This window comes from Nocardioides segetis (assembly GCF_051390595.1).
Lineage (GTDB): Bacteria > Actinomycetota > Actinomycetes > Propionibacteriales > Nocardioidaceae > Nocardioides.
On record NZ_JBNINR010000002.1, the window covers coordinates 418,446 to 435,488 of the forward strand.

Here is a 17,043-nt window from a genome sequence, read left to right on the forward strand (position 1 = left end):
TCCTCAAGCGCTCCTGTCGGCCGCACCGGGCAGCGGAACCTTCCCGCCGATGGCGCGGGTCGCCATGCTCGCCGCCTGCTCCAACCGGGCCAGCCGGGCCTCGAACTCCTCCCAGTCGCGGGGATAGTCCAACCCCTCCACCCCGAGGATCAGCGCGACCCTGCTGTCCTCGCCGAAGACCGGCACCGCCAGCCACTCCACCTCGGTAACGTCGTCGGGACCGAAGCCCGCCGGGTCCTGGCGGATCCCGTGCACCATGCGCCGCTGCTCGTCGCTGAGCTCGTCGACGACGACCGGGAGCTGCCCCCGGGCGGACAGCGCCCACACCTCGGTGTCGGCCTCGCTGCGCAGGTAGACCGTGTAGCCGCTGTCCCGCACCCGGGCGAGCACCGCGCGGGCCCGGGCCCGCTCGTCCGGCTCCTGGAGCGGCCCGAGCCAGCGCTCGACCTCGGGCTCGGGCGCCCAGGCCAGGAAGAGCGCGCCCAGCGGTGGCACGACGGCGGCCCGGTTGCCGACCGTCATGACCGGGCTGACGTAGTGGGAGATGTGTCCCGCGCTGGCGAGGAACACGAGCTGGTCGTCGACCAGTGTCTGCGCGACGACCCGGCAGCCGAGCTCGAACGCGACCGACTCCATCTCCTCGCGGATCCGGTCGACGAGGGCCAGCTGGTGGCGCAGGTTCTCGTCGGGCGCGGCGAGCATGGAGACGGTCAGGTCGCCGTACCCGCCGAGGTACTCCACCATGGGCGTCAGGCTGCTCTCACCGTGCGACCGCACGTCGGCGAGCACGACCAGCAGTCCCCCCGCCTCCTCCACCGCGTGCACCGCGGCCTCGATCCACGCGACCGACCGGCTCAGGACCGGTACGTCGTGCGGCCCGCGCCGACAGGCCCCGGGGTCCAGCGGCAGCGGCGCCCCGGGGAGCAGCTGACGGGACAGCCGCTCGTCCTCGGAGGACACCACGCTGATCCCGATCCCCTCCCCCTCCCCGAGCACGAGGTCGCCGAGGTCGCCGGGAGCGAGGACGAGCGCCGCCTGCGGCGGGTCCTCGCCGAGCGCGACCATCGTCTGCACCGGCACCGCGAGGTCGGCACCCGCCCGGCTGAGGGTGATGACGCACAGGCCGCGCGGCAGGTGGCTGACGACGTGCCGCACGCTGCCGGGCGAGCCGGCGGGCCGGGCGGGGTCGGGGATCGGGTGCTCCATGCGATCAGATCCTCCACCCGGCCGGCCCGCGGCGCGACCGCGGACCGACCAGGGTCACGGCAGCAGTCCCTCGGGGTCGTGGACCGGCCGGCCGCCGACGAGGGTGAGCGCGGGCCGCAGTGCGGGCAGCTCCTCGACCGGGCAGGACAGTGGGTCGGCGCCGCGGAAGAGAACCAGGTCGGCGGCCAGCCCCGGCCGGATCCTGCCGCGCACGTGCCCGTCGCCCACCAGGTCCGCGGCGCGGGACGTCGCCAGCTCCAGCGCGGTGCGCCGGTCGATCGCCTGATCGAGCCCGAGCGGACCGGCCGCGGCCGTCGCGCGGGTCTCCATGCCGGCGATCGCCGCAAGCACGTCCCAGCTCGCCACGACGGCGTCGCTGCCGCTCGCGACGACGACCCCCTCCTCGACCCAGGATCGGATCGGGAAGGCCTGCTCGGCCCGCTCCCGTCCCCAGAACCGGACGGCGTTGGCCCCGAGGCGGTGCAGGAGCATGTACTGGACCGTGACGTGGACGCCCAGCTCGCGGACCCGGTGCCGCAGCGGACCCGGCGCGAGCATCGCGTGCTCGACCGTGAGCGCACCGGGCCGGCGTGCTCCGGGATCGCTCACCCGCTCGTAGGCATCGAGGAGCAGCCGCAGCGCCCGGTCGCCGACCGTGTGCACCGCGAAGCGCCAGCCCCGACCGAGACCCGCCGCGAGCAGGGTCTCCAGGTCGGCGGGGTCCATCAGCAGGTGCCCGGTGAATCCGGGATCGTGGGCGTACGGCTCCTCCAGCGCGCCGCCCTCCACCCCACCGTCGAGGAGCACCTTGAGCCCCTCGATCCGCAGCCAGTCGTCGCCGAACCCGCTGCGCACGGGCCACCGCTCCATCTCGGCCAGCTTGGCCTGCAGGTCGCCGGCCGGCGGGAGCAGGGCGAGCATCCGGGTGCGGATGCTCAGCTCGTCGCGGTCGCGGACCGCCTGGTAGACGTCGAGCGCGTCCGCGCTGCCGCCGGCGTCGCGGATCGCGGCGATGCCGTGGCTGTTGAGGCGACGGGCGAAGGCGGCGAGGGAGTCGGCCCGCTGCGCGAGCGTCGGCTCCGGCAGCAGCCGGGTCACCGGGTCCATCGCCGCGGGCCCCATCAGCCAGCCAGTCGGGCGGCCGTCTTCGAAGCGCATGATCCGCCCGCCGGGAGGATCGGGCGTGGCCGCGACGATCCCCGCCCGGGCGAGAGCGACCGAGTTGGCGACCAGGTTGTGGCCGCCGCGACGTACGACGACCGGGTGGCTCGGCGCTGCCCGGTCGAGCTCGTCGACCGTCGGCATCCGCCCCTCGGCCAACCCCGACTCGTGCCAGTCGGCCGAGCCGATCACCCAGTCGCCGGGCGGTGTCGCGACCGCCCGCTCGGCGAGCCGGCCCACCATCTGCTCGAGGGAGGTCACGTCGGCGAGCGGCACCGCCAGCGCGTCGGCCGCGGCCCACTCGAGGTGCATGTGCGTGTCGCTGAACGCCGGCAGGACGACCAGGTCCGGGTCGTCGACCACCCGCGTGCCCGGGCCGGTGAGCGCGTCGAGACCGTCCGGCTCCGTCGACGTCGCCCGGATCCGGCCGTTGCCCAGGGCGACGGCACGGACGGCCGGCCCGTCGCCGTCGAAGGTGTGACCCGCCCCGACCCGGAGCAGGACGTCCACCGGCGTGGCCGCGTCGGTCCGCATCACTCGGCCTTCCCCTCGCCGGCCATCGCGCCGAGCATGTCCGCCAGCCGGCGGGTCCGCGCGTGGTCGGCACCGAAGTAGCCGCTGGTGGCCTTGAGGAAGGCCTCGCCGGCCTTGCCCCCGACGACCGCCTTGGCCTCGGTGCCCCAGTCGTAGGAGCCGCGCAGGGAGTCGAGCTGGCCCTGGAAGTGCGGCATGACCTCGTCGGCCACCAACGCGAAGGAACGCTTCGTCGCGGCGTCGTCCGCCCAGTTGCACGCCATGTTGAGCAGCGTGCCGAAGCCACCCGACTCCGCCTGCAGCTTCTCGATCATCTCGATCAGGTCGGCCGGGGTGCCGATCGCCGCGGCGCCGACCTCGACCATGTGCTCGGCCGCCTCGCGTGGCGAGCGCGCCTCACCGACCAGCGGGAGGTTCGCGACGTCGAGCTCGTAGTCGGCCCACTGCTTGATGCCGTACTCGACCTCCTTCATCGCCTGCTCGCGGGTCTCGGCCACGTGGAAGGGCGCGACCAGGCGCCAGCGGCCGCGGTCGGCCACGTGTCCGGCCTTCTCGCACTCGGCCGCGTAGACGTCCCAGTGGGCGGCGAGGGCGTCGCGCGCCGACTCGATCAGCGTCGCCCCCATCGAGAGCAGCCCCGAGCCGGTCCGGCCGGCCAGGGCAGGCCCGGTGGGCGACACCATCGCGGAGACCGCGACGTCCATCCGCTCCTGGAAGGGCCGCAGGTGGAGATGCCCGTCGACCAGGTCGAACCAGTCGGTCGAGCGCGTCACCAGGCCCTCGCCCCGGAACAGGTCGAGGATCACCTCCAGGGACTCCTCCATCCGCCGGCGCTGGTCACGCGGGTCGATGCCGCGCTGGTAGGCGTCCACGGCCAACGCGCCGGGGCCCACGCCGAGCATGACCCGGCCCATCGTCAGGTGGTCGAGGAGGACCATCCGCTCGGCGACCGTCATCGGGTGGTGGTAGCTCAGCGAGGTGACCCCGGTGCCCAGCCGGATCCGCCGGGTCCGCTCGGCGAGCGTGGCCAGCATGATCTCGGGGCTGGGCACCAGCTCGACGCCCCCGGAGTGGTGCTCGCCGATCCAGGCCTCGTCGAAGCCGAGTGCGTCGAGGTGCTGGACCAGGTCGAGGTCGCGGTGCAGCGCCACCGTCGGGCTCTTCATCCGGTTGTGGAACGGGGCGATGAAGACGCCGAAGCGCATTCGCATGGGGATCTCTCTCCTTCGGGTGGGAGCCGGTCGGCTCGGTGGGGTGGGGTACGACGGGACAGGCGGGTGGCGCCTCAGGCGGCGCGGGTCTCGCGCCGGCTGGCGATCCGGGAGCCGATGACGGCGAGCAGCAGCGCGCCGCCGTAGAAGAGCTGCTGGACGTAGGCGTCGGCGCCGAGCAGCTGCAGCCCGGTGATGCCGGTGACGAGGAAGTAGACGGCGATGAGGGTGCCCACCGGGTTGAACCGGCCGGGCCGGATCGCGGTCGCGCCGAGGAAGGCCGCGGCGTACGCCGGCAGCAGGAAGCTGGTGCCCGACGTCGGGTCGATGCCGCCCTGCCCGCCGGCGAGGACGATCCCGGCCAGGCCGGCGAGCGCCGCGCTGGCCGCGAACGCGGTGACCCGCACCCGGCCGACCCGGACACCGCTGAGCCGCGACACCGAGCGGTTGCGCCCGACGAACAGCAGCCGGACGCCGGCCGGCGTCCGGGTCAGCACCCACCACAGGACGAGGACGACGGCCAGGCCGTAGTAGAACTGCAGGGAGACGCCGAACAGCCGCTCGCCGATGATCCAGCGACTCATCTGCGGCTCCACGCCGGTCACGGTGCTGGTGTCGCTGATCAGCAGGACCAGCCCCGAGAGCACCGTCGAGGTCGCCAGGGTGACGATGAAGGAGTCGAGGTCGAAGCCGACGACCAGCAGCCCGTTGACCAGGCCGGTGCCGACCGCGACCAGGAGCGCGACGGCAGCGGCAGCGGCGATCGGCCAGCCGTGCTGCACGTCGAGGACGGCCAGGGTCATCCCGCTGACCGTCAGGGTCGCGGCCACCGACAGGTCGAAGTCGCCGGCGGTCAGGGGCAGCAAGGTCGCCAGGGCGAGCAGCAGCAGCACGGTCTGCGAGCTGAACATCGTGCCGAGCGTCTGCCAGCTGAGGAAGGACTCGCCGAGCGCCAGGGAGAAGCCGGCGATCATCAACAGCCAGCACAGGACCAGCGCGTAGCCCTGCAGCAGCGTGCCCGGGCGCGGCAGCGAGCGGCGCGCGGCGGGCCTGTCGCCGCCGGCGGAGGCGTCGGTCGCGGTCAAGGCCGAGGTCTCGGTCATGGTGGTTCCTTTCCGGGCCGGGTCGCCTAGCCGGCGAGCGCGCAGGCCTCGTGGAGTCGTCGGGCGTCGAGGTCGGCGCCGGTGAGCTCGCTGACAGCCCGACCGTCGCGGAAGATCACGACCCGGTCGCACAGGTCGGCGAGCTGGTCGTGGTCGGAGCTGGCGCACAGGATCGTGGCGCCGCCGGCCGCGGCGGCACGCAGGATGCGGAAGATGTCCATCCGCGCGGCCACGTCCACGCCCTGGGTCGGCTCGTCGAGCAGGATCACCCGCGGGTCGGTCTGCAGCCACTTGGCCAGCACCGCGCGTTGCTGGTTGCCCCCGCTGAGCGCCATCGCCGCGGCCGTCGGCTGCGCGGGCCGGACCCGGAAGCGGTCGAGCAGCTCACCGCAGACCGCGCGCAGCGAGTACCGGCGCAGGCTGCCGCGCCGGGTGTGACGCCGCAGCACGGGGAGGCCGATGTTGTCCTCGAGGCTGAGGTCGCCGACCACGGCGTCGGCCTGCCGATCCGCCGGGATGAGCACCAGCCCGCTGCGCACCGCCCGGCTGGGCGACATCCGGGCGAGCGCGACCTCCCCGCCCGGCAGGAGCGCCGTGCCGGAACGGGCCGGCGCGGCGCCGTACAGCAGGTAGGGCAGCTCCTCGTACCCGGAGCCGGCGAGACCGGTGAGCCCGACGATCTCGCCGCCCGCCGCGGTCAGGCTCACCTCCCGCAGCTGCCGGCCGGAGACGGCGCGCACCGCGACCACCGGCTCGCCCGGGGCGACGCCCGGCTTGACCGGTGGCACCCCGACGTCCGTGCCGACCATCAGGTCGACCACGTCCTGTTGCGTCAGCCCGACGACGGGGACGGCGGCCACGAGTCGTCCGTCGCGCAGCACGGCGAGCCGGTCGCACAGCGCCAGCACCTCCTCGAGGTCGTGGGAGACCAGGACGATCGCGGTGCCGAGCGCGGCGAGCCGGCGGAGCAGCGCGAACAGGTCGTCCCGCTCCGGCGCGCTCAGGAAGACGGTCGGCTCGTCGAGGACCAGGACGGCCGGCCGGCCTCCGCTGACGGCCCGCACGATGGCGAGCCGTGCGCGGGTGCCGATGGGCAGGGTCGCGACCACGGCCTCCGGTGCCACGTCCAGGCCGTACGACGCCAGCAGCTCCCGCGCCCGGGCGCGCCAGGCGGCCCACCGGATGCCCGCCCCGCGCCGACGCGCCAGGTCCGGCCCGAAGAGGTTCTCGAGCACGGTCAGGCTGGGCACCAGACCGAGGTCCTGGTGGATGAAGCGGACTCCCAGCGCCTCGCCGAGGTCGGGCCGCCCGTCCAGGTGCTCCCGTCGCTCACCCGCGACGACCTCGCCGGCGCTCGCGGCGTGGAATCCGGCGAGCACCTTGATCAGCGTCGACTTGCCGGACCCGTTGGCACCGAGCAGGCCGAGGATCTCGCCACCGCCGATGTCGAGGTCGACGCCGTCGAGGACGCGGCTCGCGCCGAAGCTCATCGTCACGCCCCGCAGCGCCAGAGCCGCGGCCATCTCAGCTCACGCCCCACAGCTCGCGGTAGCCGTCCACGAAGGCGTCGAGGTCGCCGTACCCACCGTCGACGGCCGGCGGGTCGCCCGCCTCGTCGATGTTGTCGGCGGTGAAGAGCCGCGTGAACGCGGGCTCCTCGACGGCGGGCTGCCCGAGAGCCAGGCGCATCGCCTGGTCGAGGCTCGTGTAGCCCATCAGCGTGATCGGCTCGCCGAGGTTGGCGACCTGCGGCCCGCTCTCCGACAGCGACGTGAGCACGGCGCTCGTCCCGTTGAAGGTGACGATCCGGGTGGTGGTGTTGGCGACCGCCTTGAGGGCCGTCTCGACGTAGGGCACCACGAAGTCGAGCGGGGCGACCACGTAGTCGAGATCGGGGTTCTTGCGCAGCGCGGTCTGCACGGCGTTCGTCGTGCTGGCAGCGGCGTCGGCGAAGGTCGTGCTCGCGACCGTCACCTCGCAGTCCGGGCAGACGTCCTCGAGCTCGTCGCGGTAGCCCTCCTCCATCACCTTGGCCCGCTCGCCCAGGTCGTCGAGGCCGAGGAAGAGGGTCTCCGCCCCGCCACCGGACTCGAGCGCGACGTAGTCGGCGAGCAGCCGTTGCGCGGCGCTGAACGGGCCGGGGACGCCGATCGCGATGCCGGGGATCTCGGCGACCGTCTGCTCCTCCAGCGTCGTGTCGAGGGCGTGGTTGACCACGACCGGGATCCCGGCCTTGCGGGCCTGCTCGATCTGCGGGCGCAGCAGCGCCGGGTCCGGGCCGTCGAGCAGGATCGCGGCCGCGCCCTCGGCGATGGCCTGCTCCATGCCCTGCTGGAACTGACTCGGTACGCCCGTGGTCGTGTAGACCTTGACCTCGACGCCGGCGGCCTCGCCGGCCTCGACCGTCGCCTCGGACTTCACCTTGTTGAACTCGGAGTTCGACGCGAGGGGGATGACGTAGAAGACCTTGCCGCGCAGCGCGGCGACGTCGATGGGCGGTCCGGGGTGGGCGAACTCGGGGGCTCTCGTCGCCGCGGTGACCGTCTCCTCCAGACGCGCCCGCGTCGCGTCGCTCAGGCCGGCGCCGCCCTCTCCACCGCCCTCCTCGGTCGCGCCGCACGCGGCCAGGGTGAGGACGAGCAGCGTCGTCGCGGCCACCGTCGCGGCCGTCCTCGTGATGCGCCTGTTCATCGGCCCGCCCCTCCCTGGTACTCGCGCTGATGGCGCTCGACGGCCTCGGTCATGCCGGCCTGCATGTCCGACATCGCACGCCCGACGGTCTTCTGCAGGTCCGTCCAGCGCTCCTCGCGCCTCCGCACCCCGTCCTGGAAGTGCGGCATGACGTACTCCGCGATCAGCTCGTGCGAGCGCAGCGTGGCGGTGCGGTCGGCCCAGTTGTGGGTCATGAAGAGGAACTTCCCGAACCCGCCGGTCGCCTCCTGCAGGCGCTCGATGTGGGCGATCGCGTCGTCGGGGGTGCCGATGACGCCGAAGCCGGTGCCGCGGATGACGTCGACGTTGCGCGGGTCCTTGACCGGGTCGCCGTGCTCGTCCTTGAGCACCATGTAGTCGACGGGGATCCGGAAGAAGAAGTCCATCCAGCGGTCCAGGCCGTGCGCGACCTCGCGCTCGGCCTGCTCCCGGGTCTCGGCGATGTGCATCGGCCCGACCAGGCGCCAGGCGGAGCGCGGCGCCGGCGCCACGCCGAACTCCTCCGAGCGCTGGTGGAGGATCGCGAACTGCTCGCGGAAGATCTCGAAGTTGACCGGGTTGTTCGCGGTCAGCGACAGCATCGGGAGGCCGTACTTCCCCGCGATCCGCGGGGCGTTCGGCGAGGCGACCGACGCGACGGCGATCGGCGGGTGCGGCCGCTGGAGGGTCTTGTAGTTGAGCAGCGCGTCCTCGAGCTTGAACCAGCCGCGGTCGACGGTCAGCGGCTCGTCAGAGGTGAAGAGATGGAAGATCGCATCCATCGACTCCTCCATCCGGCGGCGGTTCTCGGTGTAGGGGATGCCCATCATCTGCGCGTCGGAGGGCAGCGAGCCGGGACCGACGCCGAAGAAGATCCGGCCGTTGGTGAGGTGGTCCAGCTGGGCGATCCGGCTCGCGACGACGAGCGGGTGGTGGTAGGCCAGCGACGAGACGCCGGTGCCGAGAGTGATCCGCCGGGTGCGGCCGGCCGCGGCCATGATCATCAGCTCCGGCGAGGCGTAGATCTCGTAGCCGGAGGTGTAGTGCTCGCCGAAGCACGCCTCGTCGTACCCGAGCTCGTCGAGCCACTCGACGAGCTCCAGGTCGCGGGCCAGGTCGCGGGTCACGCTCCCTCCGGGGGCATGGTGCGGCGCGAAGAACGCGCCGAACTGCATCGAGTCCACGGTGCCGGGCAGGGCGAGCCCGGAGCTCGCGATGTCGGGATCAGTCACGGTTGTTCGGCCCTTCTGTCGGTGTCTGTCGACCTGTCTCGGTGTCGCCGGGCGATGACCGGCGGTGCTGCGCGAAGGCGTTCGCTCGGTGTTGCCTGGGTCACGCGGACCCGATCCTGTGACCTCCGGATCACGGCGAGAAGGAGGTGCGCGGGACATCGAAGGTCTCCTGCCCGCGCAGCAAGGAATGTGCGTCAGATCACCCCGGCGGCCGCGCGATCCTTGCGTCGCGCGGCCGCCGGGCGCTCACGCGCGGGAGCCGCAGACGGCGCGCTCGATCTCGAGCCGGCGGGCGCGGAACCGCTCGACGTTGGCGAGCTTGATCTCCTCGTAGCCGCGGACGACGTCGGGCAGTCCGGCCAGCTCGCGCACCAGGGCGCTGTCGTCCGCGGTGGCCGCGGGGAGCACCAGCCTCAGCGCGGCGACGTACTCGCCCACGAGAGCCCGCTCCGTGCGGCGGACCCGGGCGTAGCCGAAGACGTCGAACGGCGTCCCGCGCAGTCGCCGCAGCCCGTAGAGCAGCCGCAGGATCGGCAGCACCCAGGCGCCGAGCGCGATCTTGCGGCGCATGCCCAGCGCCCGCAGCAGCGGCGGCTGTAGCCGGATCGCGAAGCGCGCGCCCGTACCGAACTCCGCGGCGAGCTCGCGGCGCAGCTGCGGATCGATGCTCAGCCGCGCGACCTCGTACTCGTCCTTGTAGGCCATCAGCTTGAAGAGGTTCTCCACGACGAGCCGCTGCACGGCCTCGCGCTCCTCCCCCGGCGGTACGACGGCGACCAGCTGGGTCAGATCGGCCAGCTCGGTCAGGTAGCGCCGGGCGTAGCCGGCGTCCTGGTAGCGGATCAGCTCGTCGACCCGGCGCAGGAGCGCGGGACGGAGGGAGTCGGGCAGGTCGAGTGCCGTGTCGGCGACGAGCCGCTCGGCCCGCGCCGACGCCGCCTCCGGCAGCGGTGCCGCGGGGATCGCCCGACGGAAGGCGTCCGGGTCGGCGACGATCTGGCGACCACGACGGAACGCCTGCAGGTTGGCCTCGACCGCGACGCCGTTGACGCCGATCGCCTCCTCGATGACGTCCGCGGGCACGGGCAGGGCGCCGCACTGGACGGCCATGCCGACCTGGAAGATGTTGGCGAACTGGTCGTCGCCGCACAGCGCCAGCACCGTGCCGCGCACGTCGACATAGGCGCCCTGGTCGCCGCGCGTGACGGCGCGGATCGGCGCGGCCAGCGCATCGGGGTCGGGGAAGGTCGTGCCCACGTCGCGCACCATGGCACCGGTCGGCACCTGCGAGGTCGACACGACGGCGACGGTCCGCGAAGGATCGGCCACCTCGAGGTTGACCGGGCTCGCGGCGACCACGAGGTCGCAGCCGAGGTAGAGGTCGCACTCCCCCGGCGCGAGCTTGTTGGTGCCGAGGATCGGCCGGGTCGACAGGCGCAGGTCGGACACGACCGCGCCCCCCTTCTGCGCCATGCCGAGCTGGTCGAGATTGCGCACGTGGAAGCCGGCCATGGCCGCGGCCGTCGCCAGCACCTGGGCGGTCGTGACCACCCCGGTGCCGCCGATGCCGGTGATCCGCATGCCGAAGTCCGCCGGGTCCACGCACGGCACGGGAGCCGGCAGGTCGGCGGCGTCGAGCGGAGCGACCTGTTCCCGCTCCGCGCCGCGCCCGGGCACGACCGTCAGGAACGACGGGCAGTCGCCGTCGAGGCAGGAGAGGTCGATATTGCACGAGGCCTGGTGGATCTGCGTCTTGCGGCCGAACTCGGTCTCGATCGGCTGCACCGACAGGCAGTTCGACTTCGCGCCGCAGTCACCGCACCCCTCGCACACGCGGGTGTTGATGAAGGCGCGCACCTTCGGCTTCTCCACCAGCCCCCGCTTGCGCTTGCGACGCAGCTCGGTCGCGCACTCCTGCTCGTGGATCAGCACGGTCACCCCGGGCACCACCGCGAGCTCCTCCTGGACGGCGACGAGGTCGTCGCGGTGCCGGACGTCCACGCCGCGGGGCAGCCGGATCCGGCGGTAGCGGCGGGGTTGGTCGGACGTCACCACCACCCGGCGGGCTCCTTCGGCGAGCAGCGATGCCGCGATCCGCGGGACGCTCATCCCGCCGACGGCGTCCTGTCCACCGGTCATCGCCACGGTCCCGTTGTAGAGGAGCTTGAAGGTGATGTTGCTGCCGGCGGCGACGGCGTTGCGCACCGCGAGGCTGCCGGAGTGGTGGAAGGTGCCGTCGCCGAGGTTCTGCAGGAGGTGCTCGGTGCCGACGAACGGCTCCATGCCGATCCACGTGGACCCCTCACCACCCATCTGGCACAGGCCGATCACCTGGCCCACCCGCTCCGCCGGCAGCATCGTGGCCAGGCCGTGGCAGCCGATTCCCGCGGCCACCAGACTGCCGTCGGGCACCTCGGTCGAGCGGTTGTGGGGGCACCCGGAGCAGAAGAAGGGCGTCCGGTTCACCAGCGGCAGCACCGGCAGCCGGGGACGGATCCGGGCGGCCCGCTTCTCCTCTCCGGCGACGTGCGCGGTGACCGCGCCGGCGGTCGGATGCCCGGCCGGGAGGCGGGCGCCGATCCGGGGTGCGAGAGCCGCGGCGATCAGGGCCGGCGGCAGATCGGCGTCGGCGCGGAGCAGGACGCCTCCGTCCGGACCGCGACGGCCGTGCACGGCGGGGGCACCCGCCCGGCCGTACAGCACGTCCTTGACGGCGAGCTCGATGAAGGCACGCTTCTCCTCGACCACGACGATCTCGTCCAGGCCCTCGGCGAACTCGGTGACGACGACCGGGTCCAGCGGCGCCACCATGCCGAGGCGGAGCAGCCGCACGCCGGAGTCATCGAGCCGCTCGGGATCGATGCCGAGCCGGGACAGGGCCTGGAGGACGTCGAGGTAGGTACCACCGGCGGCGACGATCCCCACGCGCGCGTCGGTGTCGCCGACGACGCGGTTCAGCCCGTTCGCGCGGGCGTAGCGGCGGGCGAGCTCGGGCCGCTGGTGGGTCAGGCTGCGCTCGAGCGTGCCGAGCGTCGGCTGGACGTAGTCCGCGGAGACGGCGTGGACGTACTCCTCGCCGTCGATGCTCCGGCTCGGCAGCACGACCGGCTGGGCGTCGTCGTGGACCGTGGCCGTGCTGCCGCCGTCGACGACGTTCGTGGCGAGTTTGAGCCCGACCCACAGCCCCGAGAACCGCGAGAGCGCGACGCCGTGGCGGCCCAGGAACAGGATGTCCTCGGCGTCGCAGGGCGCCAGGACGACCATCCCGGTCTCCGCCATGGCCGCCTCGGAGCTGCTCGGGACGGTCGACGACTTGGCGGTCGCGTCGTCGCCCACGAGCGCCAGGACGCCACCGGTGGGGGCGGTGCCGCCGAGCACCGCGTGCCGTACGGCGTCCGTGGCGCGGTCCAGGCCCGGTGCCTTGCCGTACCAGACGCCGAGCACGCCGTCGTGCAGCCGGTCGTCGGCGACCGAGGCGAGCTGGGACCCCTGGACGGCGGTGGCCGCGAGCTCCTCGTTCACCGCGGGCTTGAACACGACCCGGTGCTCGTCGAGGAGCGCGCTCTGCCGCTGCAGCTCGAGGTCGAACCCGGCGAGGGGCGAGCCCTCGTAGCCGGCGACGAACGCGGCGGTGTCCAGGCCGGCGCGGGCGTCCTCACGACGTACGTCGAGCACGAGGCGCACCAGGGCCTGCAGCCCGGTGAGCAGCGTCTCGCCGGCAGGGAGCTCGTAGCGCTTGCCCGGCCGGAACTCGCGCGGGGTGTCGACGGTCCGCATCACGCCCCCAGTCCGCGGTGGCGGCCGAAGCCGCCCTTGAAGAAGATCAGCGGGTCGGCGGATCCGCCGACGGCGAGATCGGTCACCTCGCCGACCACGATCACGTGGTCGCCCGCCTCGTGCTCCTGCCGGATCCGGCACTCGACCCACGCCACCGCGTCGGTGAACGCCGGGCCAGAGGGCCGCTGCTCCCAGGACACGCCGGCGAACCGGTCGGTGCCCTTGGCCGCGAAGCGGCGGCACAGATCGGCGTGATGCTCGGCCATCACGTTGATGCAGAAGCCGCCCGTGGCGCGGATGAGTGGCCAGGTGCTCGAGGAGTGCGCGGCGCAGAGCAGCACCAGCGGCGGGTCGAGCGACACCGAGGTCACCGAGTTGGCCGCCATGCCCACCGGACCGTCGGTGCCGTGGGCGGTCACGACGGTCACGCCGGTGGCCAGGTGGCCGAGGGTCTCGCGGAAGCGGGCCGCGCTGAGATCCACCGTCATCGCCGTCATGCCGACCACTCCACGTGCGCCCGGACGCGACCGTCGGGCGTCGTCCAGCCGTGCCGCTCGGCCGCGGCGAGGACGGCGTCGAGCTCGGCGAGCCAGGCGGCGTCGCGGCCACGCGGGCCGGCCAGCGCGACCAGCTCGGCGCGGTCGATGACGGTGTGGGTGGGGCGGTCGACGCGCACGGCGAGGGATGTGAGGGCGTCGGGCTCCCGCAGCACCATCCGCGGTGGCAGCGAGCCGAGGTCGACGTCGATCAGCAAGGGGTCCTCCTCTGGGACGGGCTCGACGGCGGGGCGACCGCCGGTCGAGAGGGCCGGTGTGTGCGCCCATTCCAGGGAGGGGACGGGACCCGCGCCAGAGCACCTCCGAAGGCCTCGCCGAGGTCGCAAGAATCGTGCTCTGCGTCACGTCGCCGAGGGCGAGAAGTCTGCGCGCGGGCCCATCCCGAGGCGTCAGGCGCCCTCGAGGAGCCCGTCCGGGATCGCCGCGTTGCGCTGGGTCAGGCCGGCGTCCACGCGCAGCTCGGTGCCGGTGACGCTCGCGGCGCCGTCGCCGAGGAGGTAGAGGACCGCGTCGGTCACCTCGGCGGGCTGGATCACCCTGCGCAGCAGCTGCTGCGGGAGGAGCCCGTCCAGGACCTGCTGGCGGGTCAGCCCCGCGGCCGCCGCCAGCTCGTCGGTCATCGGGGTCTCCACCGAACCGGGCAGCACGGTGTTGCACCGGATGCCGAGCGGGCCGAGCTCCTGGGCGAGGGTGCGCCCGAGCGCGACGACCCCCGCCTTCGACGCGTTGTACGACGCCGCGAGGGGCAGCGGCCGCGCGGCGGCGGTCGAGGCCACCAACACGACCGAGCCCCCGGCACCCGCCGCGACCAGGTGGGGCACGACGGTCCGCACGGTGTGGAAGGTGCCGGTCAGGTTGACCGCCAGGACCCGGTCCCACTCCTCGGCGGACGTCAGCCAGGTCGGCGCGGCCGACGTCGCGACCCCGGCGTTCGCCACCAGGCCGTCCAGCCCGCCCAGCGCCCCGGCACAGGCATCCACCGCCGCGGTGAGAGCGGGGGCGTCGCGGACGTCCGCCGTACCGGTCGCGACGGCGCCGCCGTACTCCCCGGCGAGCCGGGCCGTCTCGGCGAGCTCGGCCCCCGCCGCCTCCACGTCGAGCAGCGCGAGTGCCGCCCCCTGTGCCGCCGCCGCGACCGCATGGCTGCGCCCCATGCCGCGCGCCGCCCCCGTCACGGCCACACGCCGGCCGGCCAGCCGACCCGCGCTCACCACGCCCGCACCCCGCCGTCGACGGCGAAGTCGGCGCCGGTCACCCAGGCCGCCTCGTCGGAGCAGAGGTAGAGCGCGCACTGCGCGACCTCCTCGGGTGTGCCCATCCGCTTGATCAGGTAGCCGGCCATGAGTGCCTCCCAGACGGCGGGATCCCCCTTGAGCGCGTCGTTCGCGGGGGTGTCGATGGTCCCCGGCGAGATCGAGTTCGCGCGGATGCCGTGCGGGGCTCCCTCGACCGCGAGCTGCCGGGTCATGCCGACGACCCCGGCCTTGGCCGCCGCGTGCGCGAGCGCCCCGGGACCGGGCGCCGCGATGTGCGCCGAGATCGACGCCGTGTTGAGGATGACACCGCCTCCGGCCGCCCGGAGCCGAGGCCAGGCCTTGACGCAGGCCCAGAACACCAGGTCGAGCTCGTTGCGCAGCGTGAAGTGCCAGTCCTCCCCCGTCAGGTCCTCGATGGCCGCGAACCGGGGCGCCGAGGCGTTGTTGTAGAGCACGTCGATCCCGCCGAGGTCACGCACGCCGGCCTCGATCCAGCCCTCCACCTGATCGCCGTCGGCGAGGTCGACGGTGCTCGACACCATGGTCCCGCCCGCGGCCTCCACCAGCGCGACGGTCTGCGCCGCGCCCTCCGGGTCCAGGTCGCAGCCCGCGACGACCGCTCCCTCCGCCGCGAAGAGCAGCGCCGCCGCCCGCCCCTGCCCGCTCCCGGTCCCCGTGATGAAGGCCCGCTTGCCCTCCAGTCGCCCCGTCATCGCACTTCCCTTCCGTGGTGTCCTCGCGGACGTCGTCGAGAGGACGCAGTTTCATGACGACGGACAGGGAAGTGAACGCACGCCGGCCCCGGACGCAGGAATCTTGCGCAGGACGCGCCGGGTCAGACGTGCCCGACGTGCTCCTCGAAGACCAGCACCGTCTGAGTCGCGACCACCTCGGGCAGGGCCTGGATGCGCTCCAGCACCAGCTCGCGCAGGTGCTCGGCGTCGCGGGCCCGGACCAGGATCACGCAGTCGAAGTCGCCGGCGACCAGGGCGACGTGGGCGGCCTCCTCCAGCGCCCACGCCTTCTTCCGGAAGGACTTCCAGGTGTTCTGCTTGATCCGGACGTGGATGTAGGCCGGCAGGCCGAGGCCCAGCGCGGCGTGGTCGACGTCGATGGTGAAGCCGCGGATGACCCGGGTGTCCACGAGCCGCTTGACCCGTGCGTAGGCGCTCGCCCGGCTGATCCCGAGCCGGTCGGCGACCTCCCGGATCGAGGTCCGGGAGTCGGCGCGCAAGATGTCCAGGATTCCACGGTCGATGCGGTCCATGTCGGACAGATTGCCACCAGTCAGCGGCAATTAGCAGCAAAACGTCCGGCCCTGCTCGCATTCTCGTGGACCGCGTCACAGACTGCAGGCATGTTCGAGGAAGCCCAGTACTTCGCACCGGTGACCGCCGACGAGGACGGTTCGCTCAAGGTCCATCTCGGCGCCGACCACCCCGGCTTCGCCGACCCGGACTATCGCGCCCGGCGCGACGCCCTGGCCACGCTCGCCAGCAGCTGGCGCCCCGGCGAGCCGTGCCCGACCGCGGAGTACACCGACGAGGAGCACGAGGTGTGGCGGGTGGTCAGCGAGGCACTGGTGACCAAGCACCGTGCGTACGGCTGCCGCGAGTTCCTCGACGGCAAGGAGTCCCTCGGCCTGCCCATCGACCACATCCCCCAGCTCGCCGAGGTCAGCGAGTGGCTCGCGCCCCTGACCGGCTTCAGCTACCGCCCGGCTGCCGGCCTGGTCCCGCTGCGCGAGTTCTACGGCTCCCTCGCCGACAAGGCCTTCTGGTCGACCCAGTACGTCCGCCATCACTCGGTGCCGCTCTACACGCCCGAGCCCGACGTCCTGCACGAGGTCGTCGGTCACGGCAACACCCTGGCCAACCCGCGCTTCACGGCGCTCTACGAGCTCGCCGGCCAGGCCTCGCGACGGGTGCGCACCACCGAGGCCCTGGAGTTCGTGAGCAAGGTCTTCTGGTTCACCCTCGAGTTCGGCGTGCTGTGGGAGGCCGGGGAGCTCAAGGCCTACGGCGCCGGCATCCTGTCCTCCCCCGGCGAGATCGAGGCGTTCCGCGGGATGACCATCCGCCCGCTCGAGATCGCCACGATGGGCACCCAGCTCTACGACATCACCGACTACCAGGACGTGCTGTACGTCGCGGACTCGTTCGCCCAGCTCGAGGACGTCGTCGGTGGCTTCTGGGCGGAGTGCACCGACGACTCGATCGCCGCGATCCTCGCGCGCACACCCGCCCACGCCTGACTCCTGGCCCGTCGCACCTGACGGATCTGCTCGTCTGGGACGCTGATCAGGACAGATCCGT

At 73.3% G+C, this 17,043-nt stretch carries 14 protein-coding genes; 1 reads left to right on the top strand and 13 read right to left on the bottom strand.

The features are described 5' to 3' along the window. Positions 1 to 3 precede the first annotated feature (3 nt). From ACPZVR_RS05715 to ACPZVR_RS05775, 13 genes are all read right to left on the bottom strand, one after another. Positions 4 to 1,206 carry a hypothetical protein gene (locus ACPZVR_RS05715; protein ID WP_436698606.1) on the bottom strand — a complete coding sequence of 401 codons (1,203 nt, stop codon included), beginning with the start codon at positions 1,204 to 1,206 and terminating at the stop codon, positions 4 to 6. A gap of 54 nt (positions 1,207 to 1,260) precedes the next feature. Further along, positions 1,261 to 2,901 carry an amidohydrolase gene (locus ACPZVR_RS05720; RefSeq protein WP_436698607.1) on the bottom strand — a complete coding sequence of 547 codons (1,641 nt, stop codon included), beginning with the start codon at positions 2,899 to 2,901 and terminating at the stop codon, positions 1,261 to 1,263. Continuing rightward, the gene (locus ACPZVR_RS05725; protein ID WP_436698608.1) at positions 2,901 to 4,112 is read right to left on the bottom strand and encodes an LLM class flavin-dependent oxidoreductase; all 1,212 of its coding nucleotides are present in this window, start codon (positions 4,110 to 4,112) and stop codon (positions 2,901 to 2,903) included. The genes ACPZVR_RS05720 and ACPZVR_RS05725 overlap by 1 nt, the downstream gene beginning before the upstream one ends. A 74-nt stretch (positions 4,113 to 4,186) precedes the next feature. Beyond that, positions 4,187 to 5,215: an ABC transporter permease gene (locus ACPZVR_RS05730; RefSeq protein WP_436698609.1), complete on the bottom strand. Its 1,029-nt coding sequence runs from the start codon at positions 5,213 to 5,215 to the stop codon at positions 4,187 to 4,189. Between the two features lie 26 nt (positions 5,216 to 5,241). After that, positions 5,242 to 6,738, bottom strand: a complete 1,497-nt coding sequence (locus ACPZVR_RS05735) for a sugar ABC transporter ATP-binding protein (protein ID WP_436698610.1) — start codon at positions 6,736 to 6,738, stop codon at positions 5,242 to 5,244. A gap of 1 nt (position 6,739) precedes the next feature. After that, positions 6,740 to 7,906, bottom strand: a complete 1,167-nt coding sequence (locus tag ACPZVR_RS05740) for a sugar ABC transporter substrate-binding protein (RefSeq protein ID WP_436698611.1) — start codon at positions 7,904 to 7,906, stop codon at positions 6,740 to 6,742. After that, positions 7,903 to 9,138, bottom strand: coding sequence for an LLM class flavin-dependent oxidoreductase (locus ACPZVR_RS05745; RefSeq protein ID WP_436698612.1), 1,236 nt, complete (start codon positions 9,136 to 9,138; stop codon positions 7,903 to 7,905). Before ACPZVR_RS05745 ends, ACPZVR_RS05740 begins: the two co-directional genes overlap by 4 nt. Before the next feature lie 246 nt (positions 9,139 to 9,384). After that, positions 9,385 to 12,915: an indolepyruvate ferredoxin oxidoreductase family protein gene (locus tag ACPZVR_RS05750; RefSeq protein ID WP_436698737.1), complete on the bottom strand. Its 3,531-nt coding sequence runs from the start codon at positions 12,913 to 12,915 to the stop codon at positions 9,385 to 9,387. Beyond that, a complete protein-coding gene (locus ACPZVR_RS05755; RefSeq protein WP_436698613.1) occupies positions 12,915 to 13,412 on the bottom strand; it encodes a flavin reductase family protein in 498 nt (165 codons plus the stop codon). The genes ACPZVR_RS05750 and ACPZVR_RS05755 overlap by 1 nt, the downstream gene beginning before the upstream one ends. Further along, complete coding sequence (locus tag ACPZVR_RS05760) at positions 13,409 to 13,669, bottom strand: hypothetical protein (protein ID WP_436698614.1); 261 nt, start codon at positions 13,667 to 13,669, stop codon at positions 13,409 to 13,411. The genes ACPZVR_RS05755 and ACPZVR_RS05760 overlap by 4 nt, the downstream gene beginning before the upstream one ends. Positions 13,670 to 13,861: 192 nt before the next feature. Next, positions 13,862 to 14,764: an SDR family oxidoreductase gene (locus ACPZVR_RS05765; RefSeq protein WP_436698615.1), complete on the bottom strand. Its 903-nt coding sequence runs from the start codon at positions 14,762 to 14,764 to the stop codon at positions 13,862 to 13,864. After that, entirely contained in the window at positions 14,680 to 15,441 is a 762-nt protein-coding gene (locus ACPZVR_RS05770) for an SDR family NAD(P)-dependent oxidoreductase (RefSeq protein ID WP_436698616.1), read from the bottom strand. The genes ACPZVR_RS05765 and ACPZVR_RS05770 overlap by 85 nt, the downstream gene beginning before the upstream one ends. A 122-nt stretch (positions 15,442 to 15,563) precedes the next feature. Next, entirely contained in the window at positions 15,564 to 15,995 is a 432-nt protein-coding gene (locus tag ACPZVR_RS05775; protein WP_436698617.1) for an Lrp/AsnC family transcriptional regulator, read from the bottom strand. A 90-nt stretch (positions 15,996 to 16,085) separates the two neighbouring features. Here ACPZVR_RS05775 and ACPZVR_RS05780 point away from each other — a divergent pair, with 90 nt between their 5' ends. Further along, complete coding sequence (locus ACPZVR_RS05780; RefSeq protein ID WP_436698618.1) at positions 16,086 to 16,982, top strand: phenylalanine 4-monooxygenase; 897 nt, start codon at positions 16,086 to 16,088, stop codon at positions 16,980 to 16,982. Positions 16,983 to 17,043 lie beyond the last annotated feature (61 nt).

Bases quoted from the DNA above. Each gene is read 5' to 3' on its own strand.
- ACPZVR_RS05770 (WP_436698616.1), bottom strand. From the start codon at position 15,441: ATGACGGGGCGACTGGAGGGCAAGCGGGCCTTCATCACGGGGACCGGG.
- ACPZVR_RS05730 (WP_436698609.1), bottom strand. From the start codon at position 5,215: ATGACCGAGACCTCGGCCTTGACCGCGACCGACGCCTCCGCCGGCGGC.
- ACPZVR_RS05735 (WP_436698610.1), bottom strand. From the start codon at position 6,738: ATGGCCGCGGCTCTGGCGCTGCGGGGCGTGACGATGAGCTTCGGCGCG.
- ACPZVR_RS05775 (WP_436698617.1), bottom strand. From the start codon at position 15,995: ATGGACCGCATCGACCGTGGAATCCTGGACATCTTGCGCGCCGACTCC.
- ACPZVR_RS05755 (WP_436698613.1), bottom strand. From the start codon at position 13,412: ATGACGGCGATGACGGTGGATCTCAGCGCGGCCCGCTTCCGCGAGACC.
- ACPZVR_RS05750 (WP_436698737.1), bottom strand. From the start codon at position 12,915: ATGCGGACCGTCGACACCCCGCGCGAGTTCCGGCCGGGCAAGCGCTAC.
- ACPZVR_RS05715 (WP_436698606.1), bottom strand. From the start codon at position 1,206: ATGGAGCACCCGATCCCCGACCCCGCCCGGCCCGCCGGCTCGCCCGGC.
- ACPZVR_RS05740 (WP_436698611.1), bottom strand. From the start codon at position 7,906: ATGAACAGGCGCATCACGAGGACGGCCGCGACGGTGGCCGCGACGACG.
- ACPZVR_RS05725 (WP_436698608.1), bottom strand. From the start codon at position 4,112: ATGCGAATGCGCTTCGGCGTCTTCATCGCCCCGTTCCACAACCGGATG.
- ACPZVR_RS05720 (WP_436698607.1), bottom strand. From the start codon at position 2,901: ATGCGGACCGACGCGGCCACGCCGGTGGACGTCCTGCTCCGGGTCGGG.
- ACPZVR_RS05780 (WP_436698618.1), top strand. From the start codon at position 16,086: ATGTTCGAGGAAGCCCAGTACTTCGCACCGGTGACCGCCGACGAGGAC.